At 71.5% G+C, this 16,004-nt stretch carries 13 protein-coding genes; 6 read left to right on the forward strand and 7 right to left on the reverse strand.

Going from position 1 to position 16,004, the window contains the following annotated elements:
* Window positions 1–36 precede the first annotated feature (36 nt).
* Window positions 37–2,289 carry a hypothetical protein gene (locus PX701_RS11945; protein ID WP_275506408.1) on the forward strand — a complete coding sequence of 751 codons (2,253 nt, stop codon included), beginning with the start codon at window positions 37–39 and terminating at the stop codon, window positions 2,287–2,289.
* Here the strand turns inward: PX701_RS11945 and PX701_RS11950 are convergent, their stop codons facing one another.
* On the reverse strand, window positions 2,290–2,874 hold the full coding sequence (locus PX701_RS11950) for a helix-turn-helix domain-containing protein (RefSeq protein ID WP_231431873.1): 585 nt from the start codon (window positions 2,872–2,874) through the stop codon (window positions 2,290–2,292).
* A gap of 100 nt (window positions 2,875–2,974) precedes the next feature.
* Here PX701_RS11950 and speB point away from each other — a divergent pair, with 100 nt between their 5' ends.
* The 4 genes from speB to PX701_RS11970 are packed head-to-tail and all read left to right on the forward strand — an operon-like array spanning window position 2,975 to window position 6,506.
* Window positions 2,975–3,970 (forward strand): agmatinase, encoded by a 996-nt coding sequence (gene speB, locus PX701_RS11955; RefSeq protein ID WP_231431872.1) that lies wholly within the window; start codon window positions 2,975–2,977, stop codon window positions 3,968–3,970.
* A gap of 40 nt (window positions 3,971–4,010) precedes the next feature.
* Entirely contained in the window at window positions 4,011–4,433 is a 423-nt protein-coding gene (locus PX701_RS11960; RefSeq protein ID WP_231431871.1) for a YybH family protein, read from the forward strand.
* Window positions 4,434–4,471: 38 nt separating this feature from the next.
* Window positions 4,472–5,875, forward strand: coding sequence for a purine-cytosine permease family protein (locus PX701_RS11965; RefSeq protein ID WP_231431870.1), 1,404 nt, complete (start codon window positions 4,472–4,474; stop codon window positions 5,873–5,875).
* The gene (locus tag PX701_RS11970) at window positions 5,868–6,506 is read left to right on the forward strand and encodes a cyclase family protein (protein WP_231431869.1); all 639 of its coding nucleotides are present in this window, start codon (window positions 5,868–5,870) and stop codon (window positions 6,504–6,506) included. Before PX701_RS11965 ends, PX701_RS11970 begins: the two co-directional genes overlap by 8 nt.
* A 40-nt stretch (window positions 6,507–6,546) precedes the next feature.
* Here the strand turns inward: PX701_RS11970 and PX701_RS11975 are convergent, their stop codons facing one another.
* Window positions 6,547–7,395, reverse strand: a complete 849-nt coding sequence (locus PX701_RS11975; protein WP_231431868.1) for a DMT family transporter — start codon at window positions 7,393–7,395, stop codon at window positions 6,547–6,549.
* Window positions 7,392–9,656, reverse strand: a complete 2,265-nt coding sequence (locus tag PX701_RS11980; protein WP_275506409.1) for an alpha-galactosidase — start codon at window positions 9,654–9,656, stop codon at window positions 7,392–7,394. The genes PX701_RS11975 and PX701_RS11980 overlap by 4 nt, the downstream gene beginning before the upstream one ends.
* A gap of 47 nt (window positions 9,657–9,703) precedes the next feature.
* Between PX701_RS11980 and PX701_RS11985 the strand changes: the two genes are divergently transcribed.
* Complete coding sequence (locus PX701_RS11985) at window positions 9,704–10,735, forward strand: LacI family DNA-binding transcriptional regulator (protein ID WP_231431866.1); 1,032 nt, start codon at window positions 9,704–9,706, stop codon at window positions 10,733–10,735.
* Between the two features lie 41 nt (window positions 10,736–10,776).
* On the opposite strand, the gene PX701_RS11990 is transcribed toward PX701_RS11985, so the two are convergent.
* The 4 genes from PX701_RS11990 to PX701_RS12005 all read right to left on the reverse strand — a co-directional run bounded on the left by PX701_RS11990 (window position 10,777) and on the right by PX701_RS12005 (window position 15,948).
* Entirely contained in the window at window positions 10,777–12,522 is a 1,746-nt protein-coding gene (locus PX701_RS11990) for a glycoside hydrolase family 35 protein (protein WP_275506410.1), read from the reverse strand.
* 105 nt (window positions 12,523–12,627) lie between these two features.
* Window positions 12,628–13,947 (reverse strand): ABC transporter substrate-binding protein, encoded by a 1,320-nt coding sequence (locus PX701_RS11995; RefSeq protein WP_231431864.1) that lies wholly within the window; start codon window positions 13,945–13,947, stop codon window positions 12,628–12,630.
* 85 nt (window positions 13,948–14,032) lie between these two features.
* On the reverse strand, window positions 14,033–14,974 hold the full coding sequence (locus tag PX701_RS12000) for a carbohydrate ABC transporter permease (protein ID WP_374201146.1): 942 nt from the start codon (window positions 14,972–14,974) through the stop codon (window positions 14,033–14,035).
* Window positions 14,974–15,948, reverse strand: coding sequence for a carbohydrate ABC transporter permease (locus tag PX701_RS12005; protein ID WP_231431863.1), 975 nt, complete (start codon window positions 15,946–15,948; stop codon window positions 14,974–14,976). The genes PX701_RS12000 and PX701_RS12005 overlap by 1 nt, the downstream gene beginning before the upstream one ends.
* Between the last annotated feature and the right edge of the window lie 56 nt (window positions 15,949–16,004).

A 16,004-nucleotide genomic window follows, 5' to 3' on the forward strand; every position in this document is an offset into this window, starting at 1 on the left:
CCAGCCGCATCGCGGCACGCACCATCGGGAGGAGACGTGGACGGCACCCTCGCAATGATCGCGTCCGTCGCCGCCGAGGCGGACGACGCGTCGGACTGGGGACTCTTCCAGGCCGGCTTCATCGGGCCGCTCATCGACTTCGGCGTCGTCTGGGTCGCGGTCTGGCTCGTCGCGGTCGTGGCTGCGCGACTGCTCTCGGCGCTGAGGTTCTGGACGAGGCGGCCGACGACGCGGCACCGGAGCATGACGGCGAAGGTGCTCGGAGGCCTCATCACCGCCCTCGCCGCCGCCGCATTCGTCGCGGTCGGTGCGATGACGAGTGCCATCGCGCCGCTGACCCCGCTCGCGTGGGTCACGGTCGGACTCCTGGGCGCCGCCGGCGTCGTCGTGCTCGCCTTCGGCATGGCGACCACACCCTGGCTCAAGATCACGGTGACCGGCACGGGCGGCGCGACGAACGACGCGTGGGCCACCGAGGTGACGGTGCGCATGCGCGAGCTCAACGCCGACAACCCGAAGGGTCGCATCGAGCGGCCAGACGGATCCGACCTCAACGAACTCGTCGCGATCGCCGACCGCACCGACAACTGGGCGGTCGCGCTCGTCGGCGGCGCGATGGCGATGCTGCTCAACCTCACCCCGTGGCGACTCGAGGTGACGGTGTTCAACGCGGACTCGGGCGTCGCGCGGCTGCGCCGCAACGGCCGAGTCGTCGAGGACGCCTCCCTCCGGTTGCCCGCCCCGCCGGCCGACGGCGAGCATCCCGGTGAGCTGCTCACGCTCGCCGCGGCGTTCGCCGCCGTGAAGGTCGCGCACGAGTACCCCGACATCGTCGGCTTCTACAACACCGAGAACTGGCTCGGACTCGGGCTCATCGGCGTCGCGCGCCGCACCGACGATGCCGAACTCCGAGAGCGGTACATCGCGCGGGCGAGGGACGCCGATCCCCGAAGCATCCTGGTCGAATTCGAGGACCTCTACGAGCGGTACGCCGGGGTGACCGACGCGCGACGACTGCGCGAACTCATCGACCGGCTCGAACCCATGATCGAGGTCGCCGCCGAGCAGACGGGGCGGCACCTCGGACTCGCGGGCGCACAGCGCAAGCCCTGGCACGGCACGACACCGCCCGTCGACGCAGGCCCGGCTCGCGAGGCCGCCGAGGCCGCTGCCGGGGCCCGGAGGCGCCGCCGGCAGTTCGACGAGCCGCCGATGCTCATGCTGCGGCTGCAGAGCTACTACCTCATGACGATGCGCAATTGGCTCGTCTCGGACGACGACGTGCTGAACGAGGCCACCGAGCGTCGGGACCGGCTCCGTCGGGCGACGAGCGTCGCGGGCGAACTCGTGGCCGCCCTCGGCGAGCTGAAGCAGGAGGAGGAGAAGCGGCGGCGGAGGGCCCAGTACGCCGACCAGCGCACGTCGCTCGAACGCATGGAGCAGCGCGCTGCGCTCGGCCTGCTGCTCCTCTCCGAGGAATGCCGGCGCCTGGGTGAGGCAGCGGACGACGAGGTCTCGCGCGAGCGGATCCGCCTCGCGACGGAGTGGAAGCGAGCCGCGATGGAGTCGGATGCGATCGAGGTGAAGTACTCCGTCGCGTGCTACCAGAGCCGTTGCATCGTCGACGAGGAATCGGGCGACGGGGCCGAGTTCGACGACCTCGTCCGGCGGCTCGGCGGCGTCTGCTGGGTCGACGAGTACCGCGACCTCGCGCTCGCCGATCCAGAGCTCGCCCCGCTCGTCGACCCTCGGCGGTCGGAGCGGCCGCGCCGTGTCCGGATGCGCGACGCGGTGCTCCTCGAGATGGAGGACGCCTGGCAGATCGAACGGTTCCGCAGGGTCAGGCTCCAGCTCGAACGGGCGGGGGTGCGTTCACCCGAGGACCTCGTCGTCCCCGCGACGCAGACGCGGGTCGTGCAGCGGTCGGACCTCGATGCGAACGAGGTCGAGGCGCTCGCCGACGCCGCGCGCATCCTCCGGGCCGCGCTCGTGACGGAGTGCGACCTGATTCCCGACCGGTTCGACGGCCGCGACGCGGAGCGCGAGCGATGGGCGCGCCGGCGCGCTGCACGCGCGCTGCTCGACGACGGTCGGCACACGGTGTCGACGCTGCTGGCCGAGTACGCGGAGGTGCCGGAAGCGCTCATCGACGACGTCGCCCGGGCGATGTTCTGGCGGCCGGACGATGACGAGGCGGCCGCCGTCGCGCTCTACGTCGACCGCATGATCGAGCAGTTGCAGGGCCCGCGCGGGCTGTCGCTGCGCGCGGAGGACGAGCCTGCGGCGTGATCAGGCCGCGCCGCTCCACGGCGCCGGCACGATGATCCAGGCGACCTCGGCGCCGCCGTCGCCGGCCTCCCACGAGTGGGGCTCGCGACCCGGGAAGGTGAGGGCGTCGCCCTCGGCGAGCTCGACCACGCGGTCGACGAAGCGCGCCGTCACCGACCCCGAGATCACGTGCAGCACCTCGACGTCGCTCGAGATCGTGTAGAGCTCTGCGCCGCCGGATGCGCCGGGAGCCATCGACGACCGGATCACCTGCACGCGCGACTCGCCGCGCGGCGAGACGAGCCGCTCGACGACCCCGGTGCCGCCGAAGTTCACGCGCGGTGCGCCGTCGAGCGCGATGTGCTGGATCTCGGGCTCGGCGAAGAGCGAGCCGATCGTGAGCGAGAGCACCTGGCAGAGCTGTACGAGCGTGGCGACGCTCGGCGAGGTCTCGTCGCGCTCGAGCCGGCTGAGGAACCCCTTCGTGAGTCCGCTCGCCTCGGCGACCTGGGCGAGCGTCATGCCCTGGGCGGTGCGGGCGTTGCGGATTCGCGCGCCGATGGCGAGCGGGGAGCCGCTCGGACCGGGCGGGACGGGTCGTGGCATCGGTGCCCCCTTCGCAGTCGACGGCCGCGGCGTTGACAGCCCGGCACGGGCGACGTAGCATGGCCGCAAGTTTCCTCAAGGATATCAAAGGTTTACTGATATGCAACTCGATGACACCGAGAACACCTCCGGCGCCGCCGCATCGGGCGCTGTCCGGCCGACCCCCGTCGGACCCGTCGACGCGAGCCGCGTGCCCCGCTTCGCGGGCATCGCCACGTTCGCCCGCCTGCCGCGCCTCGACGAGGTGCCGCACGCGGACATCGCGGTCGTGGGCGTGCCGTTCGACAGTGGCGTGAGCTACCGTCCGGGCGCGCGCTTCGGCCCGTCGCACGTGCGCGAGGCCTCGCGCCTGCTGCGCCCGTTCAACCCCGCCCAGGGGGTGCTGCCCTTCGCCGTGCAGCAGGTCGCCGACGCCGGCGACATCGCCGTGAACCCGTTCGACATCGACGAGGCCGTCGCCGACGTCGAGGCCGGCGCGAAGGCGCTCGACGGGCAGGCCGACCGACTCGTCGTCATCGGCGGCGATCACACGATCGCCCTGCCGCTGCTGCGCGCCGTCACGGCGAAGCACGGCCCGGTCGCGGTTCTGCACTTCGACGCCCACCTCGACACGTGGGACACGTACTTCGGCGCGCCGATCACGCACGGCACGCCGTTCCGCCGCGCCTCGGAGGAGGGGCTCATCGACCTCACCGCGAGCATGCACGTCGGCACGCGCGGCCCGCTCTACGGCGTCGAGGACCTCACGGACGACGCCCGCCTCGGCTTCGCGATCGTCACGAGCGAGGACATCGAGGAGCGGGGCGTCGAGGCCGCGATCGAGCGCATCCGCACCCGCATCGGCGACAAGCCGCTCTACATCTCGATCGACATCGACGTGCTCGATCCCGCGCACGCCCCCGGCACCGGCACCCCCGAGGCCGGCGGGCTCACGAGCCGCGAACTGCTCCGCATCATCCGCGCGCTCGCCGACAAGCGCATCGTCGGCGCCGACGTCGTCGAGGTCGCCCCGGCCTACGACCACGCCCAGCTCACCGCCGTCGCGGCATCCCATGTCGCCTACGAGCTCATCAGCGCGATGGCGCCTCGCGCCTGACCTTCCCTCGCCGCCCACTCCACGATCGAAGGAGATCGACATGACCACCCGTGAACCGAGCCGCGACGAGGTGCTCGCCGCCGCCGACGCGATCGTCGACGCGTTCGCCGCAACCGACGGCCCCCGCTACTTCGCGGGCTTCGCCCCCGACGCGAGCTTCATGTTCCACACCGAGCCCGCCCGACTCGACGACCGTGCCGCCTACGAGGCCCTCTGGGCCGAGTGGACGGCGGGCGGCTGGCACGTGCTCGCGTGCGAGTCGGCCAACCGGCTCGTGCAGACCCACCCCGGCGGCGCCGTGTTCTCGCACGACGTCGCGACGCGGGTCGACACCGGTGACGGCGAGGACGCGTACCGCGAACGGGAGACCATCGTCTTCCGCGTCGACGGCGACGCACTCCTCGCCGTGCACGAGCACCTCTCGCCCCTGCCCGGCGCCGGCGCCGAGGCATCCGCCGACTGACGACCCACCCCGACCTCCACCCCCGAGGAGAAGCAGCAATGTCGCTCTACACCCGTCTCGACCGCCGCCTCGCCGAGCAGGCCGACAACTCCGGGCCGGTCCGCGGCACGTTGTCGACGCCCCGCATCGGCATGATCTGGCTGGCGGCGAACCTCGTCGTCACCACCCTGCTCACCGGCACCCTGTTCATCCCCGCCGTCGACTACGGCGTCGCGATCACGATGATCGTGCTCGGCACGCTCGGCGGCGCCGTCGTGCTGACGCTCGTCGGCAACATCGGCACCCGCACGGGCCTGCCGACGATGGCGCTCACCCGAGGCGCGTTCGGCACCCGCGGCGGCTACCTGCCGATGGCGGCCAACGTCATCATCCTCATGGGCTGGAGCTGGGTGCAGGCGATGCTCGCGGGCGTCACCGTGAACTACCTGGTCGAGAGCCTCACCGGGTTCTCGAGCCCCATCCTCTTCTCGGTGATCTGCCAGGCCATCGTCGTCATCCTCGCGATCTTCGGCCACGAGGGCATCGCGCGCGTCGAGCCGTGGCTCGCCGTGCTCATGCTCGCGATCATCGCGTGGATCTTCGTCGTCGCGTTCACGGGCTTCGCGCCGAGCGCGTACCAGGCGATCCCCGTCGACGAGGCGATCGGGTACACCCCCGCGATCGTGCTCGACATCGTGATCGCGACCGCCGTGTCGTGGACGGTGCTCTCGGCCGACTTCAACCGGCTCGCGGTGTCGAGCCGCGCCGGCATCCTCGGCTCGGGCATCGGCTACACGCTGTCGACGGTCATCGCGATGACGCTCGGCGCGACGGCGATCGGCTACGTGATCCTCTCGGGCGGCGAGGCGGCCCCCTTCGACCCGGGCGTGCTCGTCGCGGCGTTCGGCGCCCCGATCGCGATCGTCATCTTCGTCTCGGTCATGGCGACGAACTCGATGGTCGTCTACGGCATGACCACCTCGATCGTGAACGCGAGCGCCGGGCGTGCGAGGCTGCGCTTCCTGCCGACCGCGCTCGTCGTGGGCGTGATCTCGATCGTCGGCTCGACGTGGCTCGCGCTGCTCGACCAGTTCACGACCTTCCTGACCGTGATCGGCGCGTTCTTCGTGCCGGTGTTCGCGATCATGATCGTCGACTACTACCTGATCAAGCGGTCGTCGTACGGCCGCGACCTGCTCGAGCACCGCGGCGGCCGGTACTGGTATCTCGCCGGCGTCAACTGGATCGCCGTCGCGGCGTGGGCGATCGGCGCCGTCGCGTCGTACCTCATGGTCTACGTGTGGCCGAGCCCGGTCGGCGCGACGATCCCCGCGTTCGTCATCACGTTCGTGCTCTACCTCGTCGCGATGCTGCCCGAGCGGGCGCGCAACGTGCGCGAACCGAGCGTGCACCTCGCCGAGGTCGAGGCGAACGACGACGCGGATGCCTCGGCGCATGCGTGAGCTCAGCCGGCCCGTCGTCGGGGGCATGCGGGTCTACCCCGGCGACCCCGACGTGCGCATCGAACCGGCGCTCGAGCTCGCCGCCGACGGGGTCGACGTCGCCCGGCTGCACCTCGGCTCGCACACCGGAACGCATCTCGACGCACCGTCGCACACGGTCGCGGGCGGTCGCACCACCGGGGCGATCGGCCTCGACGAGCTCGTCGGCGACGCGATCGTCGTGCACCTCGGCGGCCTCGCGCCGCGCTCGCACTACGGCCTCGCCGACCTCGAGGCGGCGCTCGGCGCCCCGCTGCCCGATCGGGTGCCGCCGATCGTCGTCGTCGACACCGGCTGGGCGCGGCTGTTCGACACCGACACCGCGCTCGAGCATCCGGCGATGGACCCGGCCGCCGCGGCCGAGCTCGTTCGCCGGGGCATGCACGTGCTCGCGGTCGACACCCTGAGCCCCGACCCGACGGTCGACGGCGGCACCGCGTTCCCGGTGCACGAGGCCGTGCTCGGCAGCGATCGGCTCATCGTCGAGAACCTCACCGGGCTCGAGGGGCTCGCCGAGCGGGTGCGCATCGGGTTCTTCCCGCTGCGCGTCGACCTCGACGGGGCGCCGGTCAGGGCGGTCGCGTTCGACTGACCGCGGCGGGGTTCGGGTGACCGCCGGTCGGGACGGGCGGTCAGCCGCCCGCGCGGATCGCCACGATGCCGGCGACGGCGCACAGGCTCGCGACGAGGCGCCACGGCCGGAGCCGTTCGCGGAACACGACGTAGCCGATCGCACTCGCGGCGATCACGCCCGTCTCGCGCAGCGCCGAGACGACCGCCAGCGGGGCCACCGACTGGGCCCAGACGACGATCGTGTACGCGGCGAGCGAGATCACCCCGCCGATCACCCCGAGCATCGCGTGCGTGCGCAACCCCAGCACGAACGCCCGGCGATCGGGGGCGAGGGCGAGGCACACGAGCGGGATCGCCGCGCCCTGCAGCAGGAAGAGCCACGCGGCGTAGCCCAGCGGCTGCCCCGAGGCGCGGACGCCGATGCCGTCGAGCACCGAGTAGACGGTCACGGTCGCGCCGACCGCGATCATGAGCAGCGTGCCGACCCGGTCGCCCGGTGCGCCCCCGCGCGTCCACGACAGCGAGAGCAGCGAGAGCGCGACGACCGCGATGCCGAGCAGCTGCACGGGGGTGAGCCGCTCGCCCAGGAGCGTCGTCGAGGCGAGCGTGATTCCGAGTACCGACAGCCCGCGGGTCAGCGGGTACGCGCGACCGAACTCGCTGCGCGCGTACGCGGCCGTCAGCAGCACCAGGTAGAGCGTCTGCGCGATCGCCGACGCGATGAGGTACGGCACGCTCGCCGCCGCGATCGGCGGCAGCACGAGGCATCCGACGGCCCCCGCGACGAGGTAGACGGCACCGATGAGCGCCGAGGCGACCAGGCGCGCGGGGATGGCCTTGGCGATCGCGTTCCATGTGCCGTGGAGCACCGCGGCGCCGAGCACCGCGGCGAGCACGATCGGGCTCACGAGGTGCCCTGGTCGCCCCCGGGGAGGTCGGCGAAGACCTCGGCGTCGACGGCGGTCACCTCGAGCAGGACGGCCTGTTCGGGGTGCAGCGCCGGCATCGCGACCCCGGCCGAACCGAGGGCCGCACCGGTGAGCACGAGCCGGCCGGAGTCCCACCAGGCTGGGCGGTCGCCGGCATCGGGCTGCTCACCGAGGCGCACGGGCTCGACACGGTAGTCGCGGTGCGGCGCGAGCCCGGGCAACCGGATCCGGCCCGCGCCCGCCAGCGGCGAGCGCGCCCGGGACGAGTAGGCGTACAGCGCGCGCGAGCGGTCGTGGGCAACGACCCCCTCGAGCGCGAGCGACGTGTCGGGGTGGTCGAGGCGCACCAGGTCGCCGTCGTGCAACAGCTCCCGGTGGCGGCGGTGCAGCGCGACCCAGTCGGCGAGCTCGGCGAGCTCGGCATCGTCGGCACGTCGCAGGTCGGTCTCGATGCCGAGGTGGCCGAACAGCGCCGTGATCGCGCGGTACGAGAGCGAGTGCGTGCGTCCGGTCGTGTGCGAGCGGGCCGAGGCGATGTGGGTGCCCATGAGCTCGGGCGGCACGAGCTGGGTCGTCCAGCGGTTGATGTCGCCGCGGTCGAGCGGATCGTTGTTGTCGGAGACCCAGACCCGGTCGGTGCGCTCGAGTGCGCCGAGGTCGACCCGGCCGCCCCCCGACGAGCACGACTCGATCTCGAGGTGCGGGTACCGCGCCTTCAACTCGTCGACGAGCCGGTAGAACGCGGCCGTCTGCCGGTGCACGCCGGGTCGGCGGCCGGGTCCCGAGCCGGCGTCGACGAGGTCTCGATTGTGGTCCCACTTCAGGTACGAGATGTCGTACTCGTCGAGCAGCGCCACGAGCGCATCGCGGATGTGCGCGTAGCAGCCGGGGTGTGCGAGGTCGAGCACCTGCTGGTGGCGCGACTCGACGGGCCATCCGTCGCGGGCCGACATGATCCACTCGGGATGGCTCCGCGCGAGCTCGGAATCGGGGTTCACCATCTCGGGCTCGACCCAGAGGCCGAACTGCATGCCGAGTCCGCGCACCCGGTCGACGAGCGGATGCAGCCCGTCGGGCCAGACCTCGCTCGACACGGTCCAGTCGCCGAGGCCCGCGCGGTCGTTGCGGCGGCCGCCGAACCAGCCGTCGTCGAGCACGAACCGCTCGACGCCGACCGAGGCGGCGAGCTCGGCGAGCTCGGCGAGCACGTCGAAGTCGTGGTCGAAGTAGACCGCCTCCCAGGTGTTGAGCGTCACCGGCCGCGGCGATCTCGGGTGCTGCCGGCGGGCGCGCAGCAGCCGGTGCACGCGGCGCGCGGCTTCGTCGAGCCCGTTGCCGTGCACGCCGTACACCCACGGGCTCGTATAGCGGTCGCCGGGCTCGAGCACGATCTCGCCCGGCAGCAGCAGTTCGCCGCCGCCGAGCAGTTGACGGCCGCCGAGGTCGCGTTCGAGCTGGTGCACGTGGTTGCCCGACCACGCGGTGTGCACGCCCCAGACCTCGCCGCTCGCGAAGCCGAACCCCGGCTCGCCGGCGAAGAGGAGGGTCGCCGCATCGAGGCCGGTTCGGCCGTGGCGTCCCTCGCGACGGTGCAGGCCGACGCCGACCTGCTGCCGCTGCGCTGCGCGCTCGCGGCCCCAGCGGCCCGCGAAGTCGAGCGTCTCTGCGGCGAACGGCGGAACGGGCAGGCAGAGCAGCAGCTCGTCGAGCCGGTAGGGCGTCGGCTCGAGGTTCTCGAGCACGGCCCGGCATCGCACGACGCCCGACTCGGTGAGTTCGACGGTGAGCTCGAGGCCGAGCCCGGCCACCCGGTCGGAAGCCTCGAAGACGACCCGACCCGCGCCGCAGCTCACGAGGGTTCGTCCCGAGGCGCGAGCCTCGGCGGGCGACGCGATCCCCGTGTCCGCGAGCACGTCGAGCCGCCTCCCGTCGAGCCGGGCACCGGTCGTGGTGAAGCGAGGCGACCAGGCCGAGCCGTCGCGCGAGCCGCTGATGCCGGGCTGCCCGAGCCAGCCGCGGCTGTGCTCGGGAAGCAGCGAGAGCTGCACCGGCTCGTCGACCTCGCTCGCCGCGACCGAGGCGATTCCGGCGTCGGCGAGGGCGCCGAACCCGACGGCGTCGAGATCGCCGAGGTCGGGCCCCCAATGCACCACCGTGGGCAGTCCGCCCCCGCGCACGTCCAGCGCGAGCGCGACGCCGCCCGAGCGCAGGAGGAGGCCGAAATCTGAGACGACGGTCATGGGAGGGTTCCTCTCGCTGGGCGGTTGTGGATAGTGTTTACGTTGCCATGAAGCAAGGTCCGAATTCTTCCGCCCGAGCCTCGATCAACGACGTCGCGGCGCACGCCGGCGTGTCCGCGCAGACCGTCTCGCGGGTGGCGAACGGGCAGAACAACGTACGGCCGTCGACGCGCGATCGTGTGCTGGCCTCGATGCGCGAGCTCGGCTACCGTCCGAACAGCGCAGCTCGCAATCTCAAGTCGGGCCGCTTCCGCAGCATCGGCTTCGTGACCTTCAACCTGGCCACGCTCGGCAACGAGCGCACGCTCGACGCCGTGACGGTCGCCTCCGAGTCGGCCGGTTACACGACGACCCTGCTCTCGATCGCCGACCCCACCCAGCTCGACGTCGCGGGCGCGTTCGGCCGGCTCGAGGAGCAGGCGGTCGACGGCATCATCCTCGTCATGTCGGCGGAGGTCGGTCCGCTCGACGAGTGGACGATCACCGCCGGGCTCCCGGTCGTGATCGTCGACTCCGACGCCGAACTGCCGTACACGATCGTCGACACCGACCAGGAGCAGGGCGCGAGGCTCGCCCTCGACCATCTGCTCGGCCTCGGCCATCGCCGCATCGTGCACGTCTCCGGCCCGCAGAACTCGTACTCGGCGACCCGCCGCGCCGACGCCTATCGTCGTGTGCTCGAGAAGGCCGCACTGCCGGTGCCCGAGGTGCTCGTCGGCGACTGGTCGGCCGCCTCCGGGCTCGCACACGGCCGCGCGCTCATCGAGTCGGGCGAGGTGCCGACCGCGATCTTCGCAGGCAACGACCAGATGGCGCTCGGCGTGCTGCACGCCCTGCACGAGGCGGGGCTGCGCGTGCCCGACGACGTGAGCGTCGTCGGGTTCGACGACAGCGACGAGGCGCTCGCCTTCTGGCCCGCGCTCACGACCGTGCACCAGAACTTCGACGACGTCGGCCGCAAGGCGACCGAGTCGCTGCTCGCGCTCATCGACGGCGGGGCCGTCGAGCGGCAGAAGATCCTGATCCCCACCCGGCTCGTCGTGCGCGACAGCACCGGGCCCGCCCGCGTCACCGCATAGCGGGCGGATGCCTCGTGCCGGCAGTGGGCCGCTGGAGTTCATCAGACCTCGGTCGGTCCGAGGTCGGGCCGGTCGGTGAACCGCGCCGTCGCCGAGACGAGGCCCGACAGTTCGAGCACGATGAGCTCGTTCTCGCCCGCCCGCACGAGCGGCGCGGGCACGTAGAGGGTGCGTTGCGGTCCGCGGCTCCAGTGCCGTCCGAGGTTGAAGCCGTTCACCCAGGCCACCCCGGCGCCCCAGGCCCGCGTATCGAGGTGCAGGTCGCTCGGCGCGTCGAGGTGGAAGGTGCCCGCCGCGAACGCCGGACCGACGACGGGGGCGGACGAGCGGTGGTCGGCGGCGGCGATCGCCGAGCGCACCCGATCGATGCCGAGATCCAGTCCGCCGGCACGCCAGCCCTCGAGCAGCCGCCCGTCGAGCGTCGCCGGCCCGATGAGCCCCTTCGCCTCGCCGAGGCGCGGGCCGTAGTTGACCCCGCCGAGATGCTCGACGAGCAGCGAGAGCCGCCCGGCGCGCGGCACCGCGATGACCCGCTCGCCGTGCTCGCGGTCGATCGTTCCGACCCGGGCGCCGTCGAGGAAGACGTGGGCGCGGTCGCGCACCTCCGAGAACGCGAGGAGACCGCCGTGATCGACGTCGACGGCGTAGTGCGAGAAGCCGCGGGGAGCGCCGAAGGCGGAGGCATCCGGCAGGCCCTCGTAGGTCGCGTCGCAGACGAGGTCCGTGTCGCCGACCGCCGCCCGGCGGTCGAGCGCGATGTCGATGACCGGCGCGTCGGTGCGCTCGGCGGGAGCCTCGTCGGGAACGGGCGCGTACTTCGCGATGACCTCGCGGAAGCGCCAGTACTTCTCGGTCGGGGTGCCGTCTTCGGCGAGCGGGGCGTCGTAGTCGTAGGAGGTCGCGATGGGTCGGTAGATGCCCTTGTCGTTCGCCCCGGAGGTGAACCCGAAGTTGGTGCCGCCGTGGAACATGTAGATGTTGACCGAGGCGCCCGCGGCGAGCATGGTGTCGAGCTCCGCGGCCGAGTCGGCGGCGGGCGTGGTGTGGTGCGGCTCGCCCCAGCTGTCGAACCAGCCGCACCAGAACTCGGAGCACATGAGCGGCCCGGTGGGCTGATGGCGTCGCAGCGTCGCGAGGCGCTCTGACGCGCGCGAGCCGAACGAACCCGTGCGGTGCAGCTCGTCGAGGCCGCCACGGGCGAGCATGCCGTCGAGGGGCTGGTCGACGGTCGTGAGCGGAACGCCGATGCCCGCATCGCGGGTGCGCTCGACGAGCGCCCGCAGGTAGTCGGCGTCGTCGCCGTAGGCCCCGTACTCGTTCTCGATCTGCACGAGCACGACCGGGCCGCCCTCGTGCACCTGGCGGGTGCGGACGACGTCGTAGACCGCGTCGAGGTACTCGCCGACGGCGTCGAGGTACGCGGGATCGCTCGATCGCAGCGTCACGGACGGGTCGGCGGTGAGCCATCCCGGCAGGCCGCCGTCGTGCCACTCGGCGCAGATGTACGGGCCGGGGCGCACGATCGCGAACATGCCGGCCTCGTGCACGAGGTCGAGGAAGCGTGCGAGGTCGAGGCCGCCGGAGGTTCGGAAGGCGCCCCGCTCGGGGGAGTGCTCGTTCCACGGCACGTAGGTCTCGATGGTGTTGAGGCCCATCATCCGAGCCTTCCGAATCCGGTCGGCCCACTGGTCGGGGTGCACGCGGAAGTAGTGCATCGCGCCGGAGATCACCTGGAACGGTGCTCCGTCGAGCAGGAAGTCGGTCTCGCCGATCGTGAAGGAAGGCATCGGGGCTCTCTCGGAGGTGCTGGCTCGGGCGAAACGCTCGGAGCGGTTGTGGGGAGGCATGCCGCGGGGGATCTGCGCGAGCAGATCCCCCGCGGTTCGGTGCGGCTACTCGTTGACGGTGAAGCCCTGCGAGTTGCCGTACTCGACGAGGGTGTCCTGCCACTCGAGCAGGGCGGCGTTCAGGTCGCTCTCCGAGGCGAGCGCCTTGCCGACCGAGTCGCCGAACACGCTGTTCGCGTAACCCTGGTAGGGCAGGTACTGCCAGCCGGGGATGACGGACTCGGCCGCGGCGGCGCCGACCTCGTTCGCGGTCTGGTCGCCGTAGACCTCCGGCCAGGTGCGGCCGAGCCACTCGGGGTCGCTCATGGTCGCGGTCGTCGACGGGAAGCCGCCCTGGTTGACGAGGTCGCGGCCCTCGCCGGTGGCGAGCCACTGCAGCACGGCGGCGGCCGCCGCCTTGTGCTTCGACTGCTCGGTGACGGCGATCGCGCTGCCGCCGTTCTCGGCCGAGGCGGGCTGACCGTCGGCCGACGGCATCGGCGCGACCTTCCAGGTGTCGCCGGCATCGGTCGGGCCGCCGATCTCCCAGGCCCCCATCATGAGCGTGCCGAGCTTGCCGGCCGCGAGCGCCCGGTTCCACTCGTCCGACCAGGTCGGGACCTGCGACAGCTCGCCCTTCTCCAGCATGCCGCCCCAGAAGTCGGCGAACTGCTTCGAGCCCTCGTCCTGGAGGTCGATCGTCACGTTCTCGCCGTCGGTCTTGAACGGCTGGCCGCCGAACGACCAGATCATGCTCGTGAAGAAGCCGGCGTCGCCCGCGTTGGCGATGTACGCCTCGGGGTCGTAGGCGTGGATCTTCGCGGACGCCGCCGCGAACTCGTCCCACGTCTTCGGGGCCTCGGCCACGCCCGCCTTCTGGTAGAGATCGGTGTTGTAGATCATGACCATGGGGCCCGAGTCGAGCGGCAGGCCGACGAGCTCGCCCTGCACGTTGACGGCGTTCCACGTCGATGCGGTGAACTCGTCCTCGTTGTCGGCGAGGCCGTAGGGCGTCAGGTCGGCGAGGGCGTCGCCGAGCGTCAGCTGGGGCAGCGTCTGGTACTCGACGGGGATGATGTCGGGGGCCCCGGAGCCGGCCTTCACGGCGTTCTGCAGCTTGGTCACCGCGGCGTCGGGGTTGTCGACCTTGACGACCTCGATCGTGATCTTCGGGTGCTCCTTCATGAACGCGTCGGCCCAGGCCTGGGTGGTGTCGCCCCAGGTCCACCAGGTGAGGGTGGTCTCGGTGTCGAGGGCGGCCTCGATGTCGGTGCTCTCATCGCCCGACGCGCCGGCGGCGCAGCCGGAGAGCGCGCCGACGAGGAGTGCGCCGGTGCCGGCGACGACGCCGGCGCGCTTCCACAGGCGCTTGGTGGTGTTCTTCACGTGCGGTCCCTTTCTCGGGTGCTGTATCTGAGGTGTTTGCAGGTGTCTTGCGGGTGGTGCGGGTGGTGCGGGCCGACAGGGGCGGCTATTTCACGCTCCCCGCGGTGAGCCCCGACTGCCAGTAGCGCTGCAGGTAGAGGAAGGCCGCGGAGATCGGAATCACGGTGAGCAACGATCCGGTGATCACCAGGTTCGGGATGGGCAGGGTGCCGACGGCGGTCGACTTCGAGGCCCATTGGTTGAGGCCGACCGTGAGCGGGTACCACTCGGGGTCGCTCAGCATGATCAGCGGGAGGAAGTAGTTGTTCCACGTCGCGACGACGGCGAACATGAGCACGGTGATCAGGGCGGGAGCCAACTGCCGCAGCGAGATCGAGAAGAAGATGCGCAGTTCGCCCGCGCCGTCGAGGCGCGCCGCCTCGAGGAGTTCGTCGGGGATCGCCTCGGCGGCGTACACCCACACCAGGTAGAGCCCGAAGGCGCTCACGAGCGACGGGATGATGACCGACCAGGGAGTGTTCGTGAGGCCCATGCCGCTGAACATGAGGAACTGCGGGACCGCGAGCACGGAGCCGGGGATGGCGAGCGCGCCCAGGATGATGGCGAACACCGCGCGGCGTCCGGGGAAGCGGTACTTCGCGAGCCCGTACCCCGCGAGGGTGGCGAGCAGGGTGGCGCCGCCCGCGCCGACGACGACGTAGAGCAGGGTGTTCGCGAACCAGCGGGTGAACTCGCCGTCGTTGTACGTGAACACCTCGACGATGTTGTCGAAGAGGGCGAAGTCGGGTGCGAACCAGAGCGCGAAGGTGTCGTAGAGGTCGGATCGGCTCTTGGTCGCGTTGATCACGAGCCACACGAGCGGCACGACGCAGTACAGCAGCATGAGCATCATGAGGATCGTCAGCGTGATCGAGGCCCGGCGGTTGCGCGGACCGCGGCGCTGCGCAGGGCGGCTCGCGAAGGGCACCCGCCCGCTCGCGAGACGGCTCGGCCGACGGCCGGCGGTGGTGATCGATTCGGTGGCCATCAGCGCTTCTCCTGCTTGTTGCCCGTCGACTGCGCGAAGTACGCGACGACCATCGTGATGAGGCCCGAGACGATCGCGATCGCCGCGGCGTAGTTGAACTGCGAGCCGGCGAACGACAGGTTGAACGCGTACAGGTTCGGGGTGAAGTAGCTCGTGATGACGTTCGGGGCGATCGACTGCAGGACGGCCGGCTCGTTGAAGAGCTGGAAGCTGCCGATGATCGAGAAGATCGTCGCCACGAGGATCGCTCCGCGGATCGACGGGAGCTTGATGGCGAAGATCGTGCGGAACGCGCCCGCACCGTCGATCTCGGCCGCCTCGTAGAGCTCCTGCGGCACGGCCTTCAGGGCCGAGAAGAAGATCAGCATGTTGTAGCCGACGAACTCCCAGGTCACGATGTTGGCGATCGCGGGCATGATGTAGCTGTCGGAGAGGGGGGCCGGGATGGTCGTGCCGAGCCAGTGGTTGAGGTCGGCGACGAGCCCGAACTGGGAGCCGTACATGTAGCCCCAGATCATGACGGCGACGACGCCGGGCACCGCGTACGGCAGGAAGATGCTGAGTCGGTACAGCGGCACGAACCGCAGGCGCGCGCTGTCGAGCGCGAGCGCCACGAAGAGGGCGAGCCCGAGCATGATCGGCACCTGGACGCAGAGGAAGACCGTGACCCGGATCGTCGCGTCCCAGAACTTGGGGTCGGTCAGGGCGAGGGCGTAGTTCTCGAGCCCGACGAAGTGGGTGCCGCCGACCAGGGTCTCGCGGAAGAGGCTGAGGAAGATCGCGTAGGCGAGCGGCGCGATGAGCACGAGCGCGAAGACGAGCATGAACGGTCCGACGAACCACCAGCCCGCCCAGTCGCGGCGCACCCTGCGGCGACCGGTTCGACCCGTCGCGGCATCGGGAGCGACCCGGCTCGCGTACGTCGCGGCGGAGACGCCGGATGGGGGATCGGCCTGCACGTGCGCCGTGGTCATCTGCGGCCTGCTCTCGCACCTCGGGCGGGTGACGTCTTCGTCATGCGCGGTCGCAC

It is taken from the genome of Agromyces chromiiresistens (genome assembly GCF_029167465.1).
GTDB lineage: Bacteria > Actinomycetota > Actinomycetes > Actinomycetales > Microbacteriaceae > Agromyces > Agromyces chromiiresistens.

Excerpts from the sequence above, each read along its gene's own strand:
- PX701_RS11950 (WP_231431873.1), bottom strand. The coding sequence starts at position 2,874 with ATGCCACGACCCGTCCCGCCCGGTCCGAGCGGCTCCCCGCTCGCCATC.
- speB (WP_231431872.1), top strand. The coding sequence starts at position 2,975 with ATGCAACTCGATGACACCGAGAACACCTCCGGCGCCGCCGCATCGGGC.
- PX701_RS11960 (WP_231431871.1), top strand. The coding sequence starts at position 4,011 with ATGACCACCCGTGAACCGAGCCGCGACGAGGTGCTCGCCGCCGCCGAC.
- PX701_RS11965 (WP_231431870.1), top strand. The coding sequence starts at position 4,472 with ATGTCGCTCTACACCCGTCTCGACCGCCGCCTCGCCGAGCAGGCCGAC.
- PX701_RS11970 (WP_231431869.1), top strand. The coding sequence starts at position 5,868 with ATGCGTGAGCTCAGCCGGCCCGTCGTCGGGGGCATGCGGGTCTACCCC.
- PX701_RS11980 (WP_275506409.1), bottom strand. The coding sequence starts at position 9,656 with ATGACCGTCGTCTCAGATTTCGGCCTCCTCCTGCGCTCGGGCGGCGTC.
- PX701_RS11985 (WP_231431866.1), top strand. The coding sequence starts at position 9,704 with ATGAAGCAAGGTCCGAATTCTTCCGCCCGAGCCTCGATCAACGACGTC.
- PX701_RS11990 (WP_275506410.1), bottom strand. The coding sequence starts at position 12,522 with ATGCCTTCCTTCACGATCGGCGAGACCGACTTCCTGCTCGACGGAGCA.
- PX701_RS12000 (WP_374201146.1), bottom strand. The coding sequence starts at position 14,974 with ATGGCCACCGAATCGATCACCACCGCCGGCCGTCGGCCGAGCCGTCTC.
- PX701_RS12005 (WP_231431863.1), bottom strand. The coding sequence starts at position 15,948 with ATGACCACGGCGCACGTGCAGGCCGATCCCCCATCCGGCGTCTCCGCC.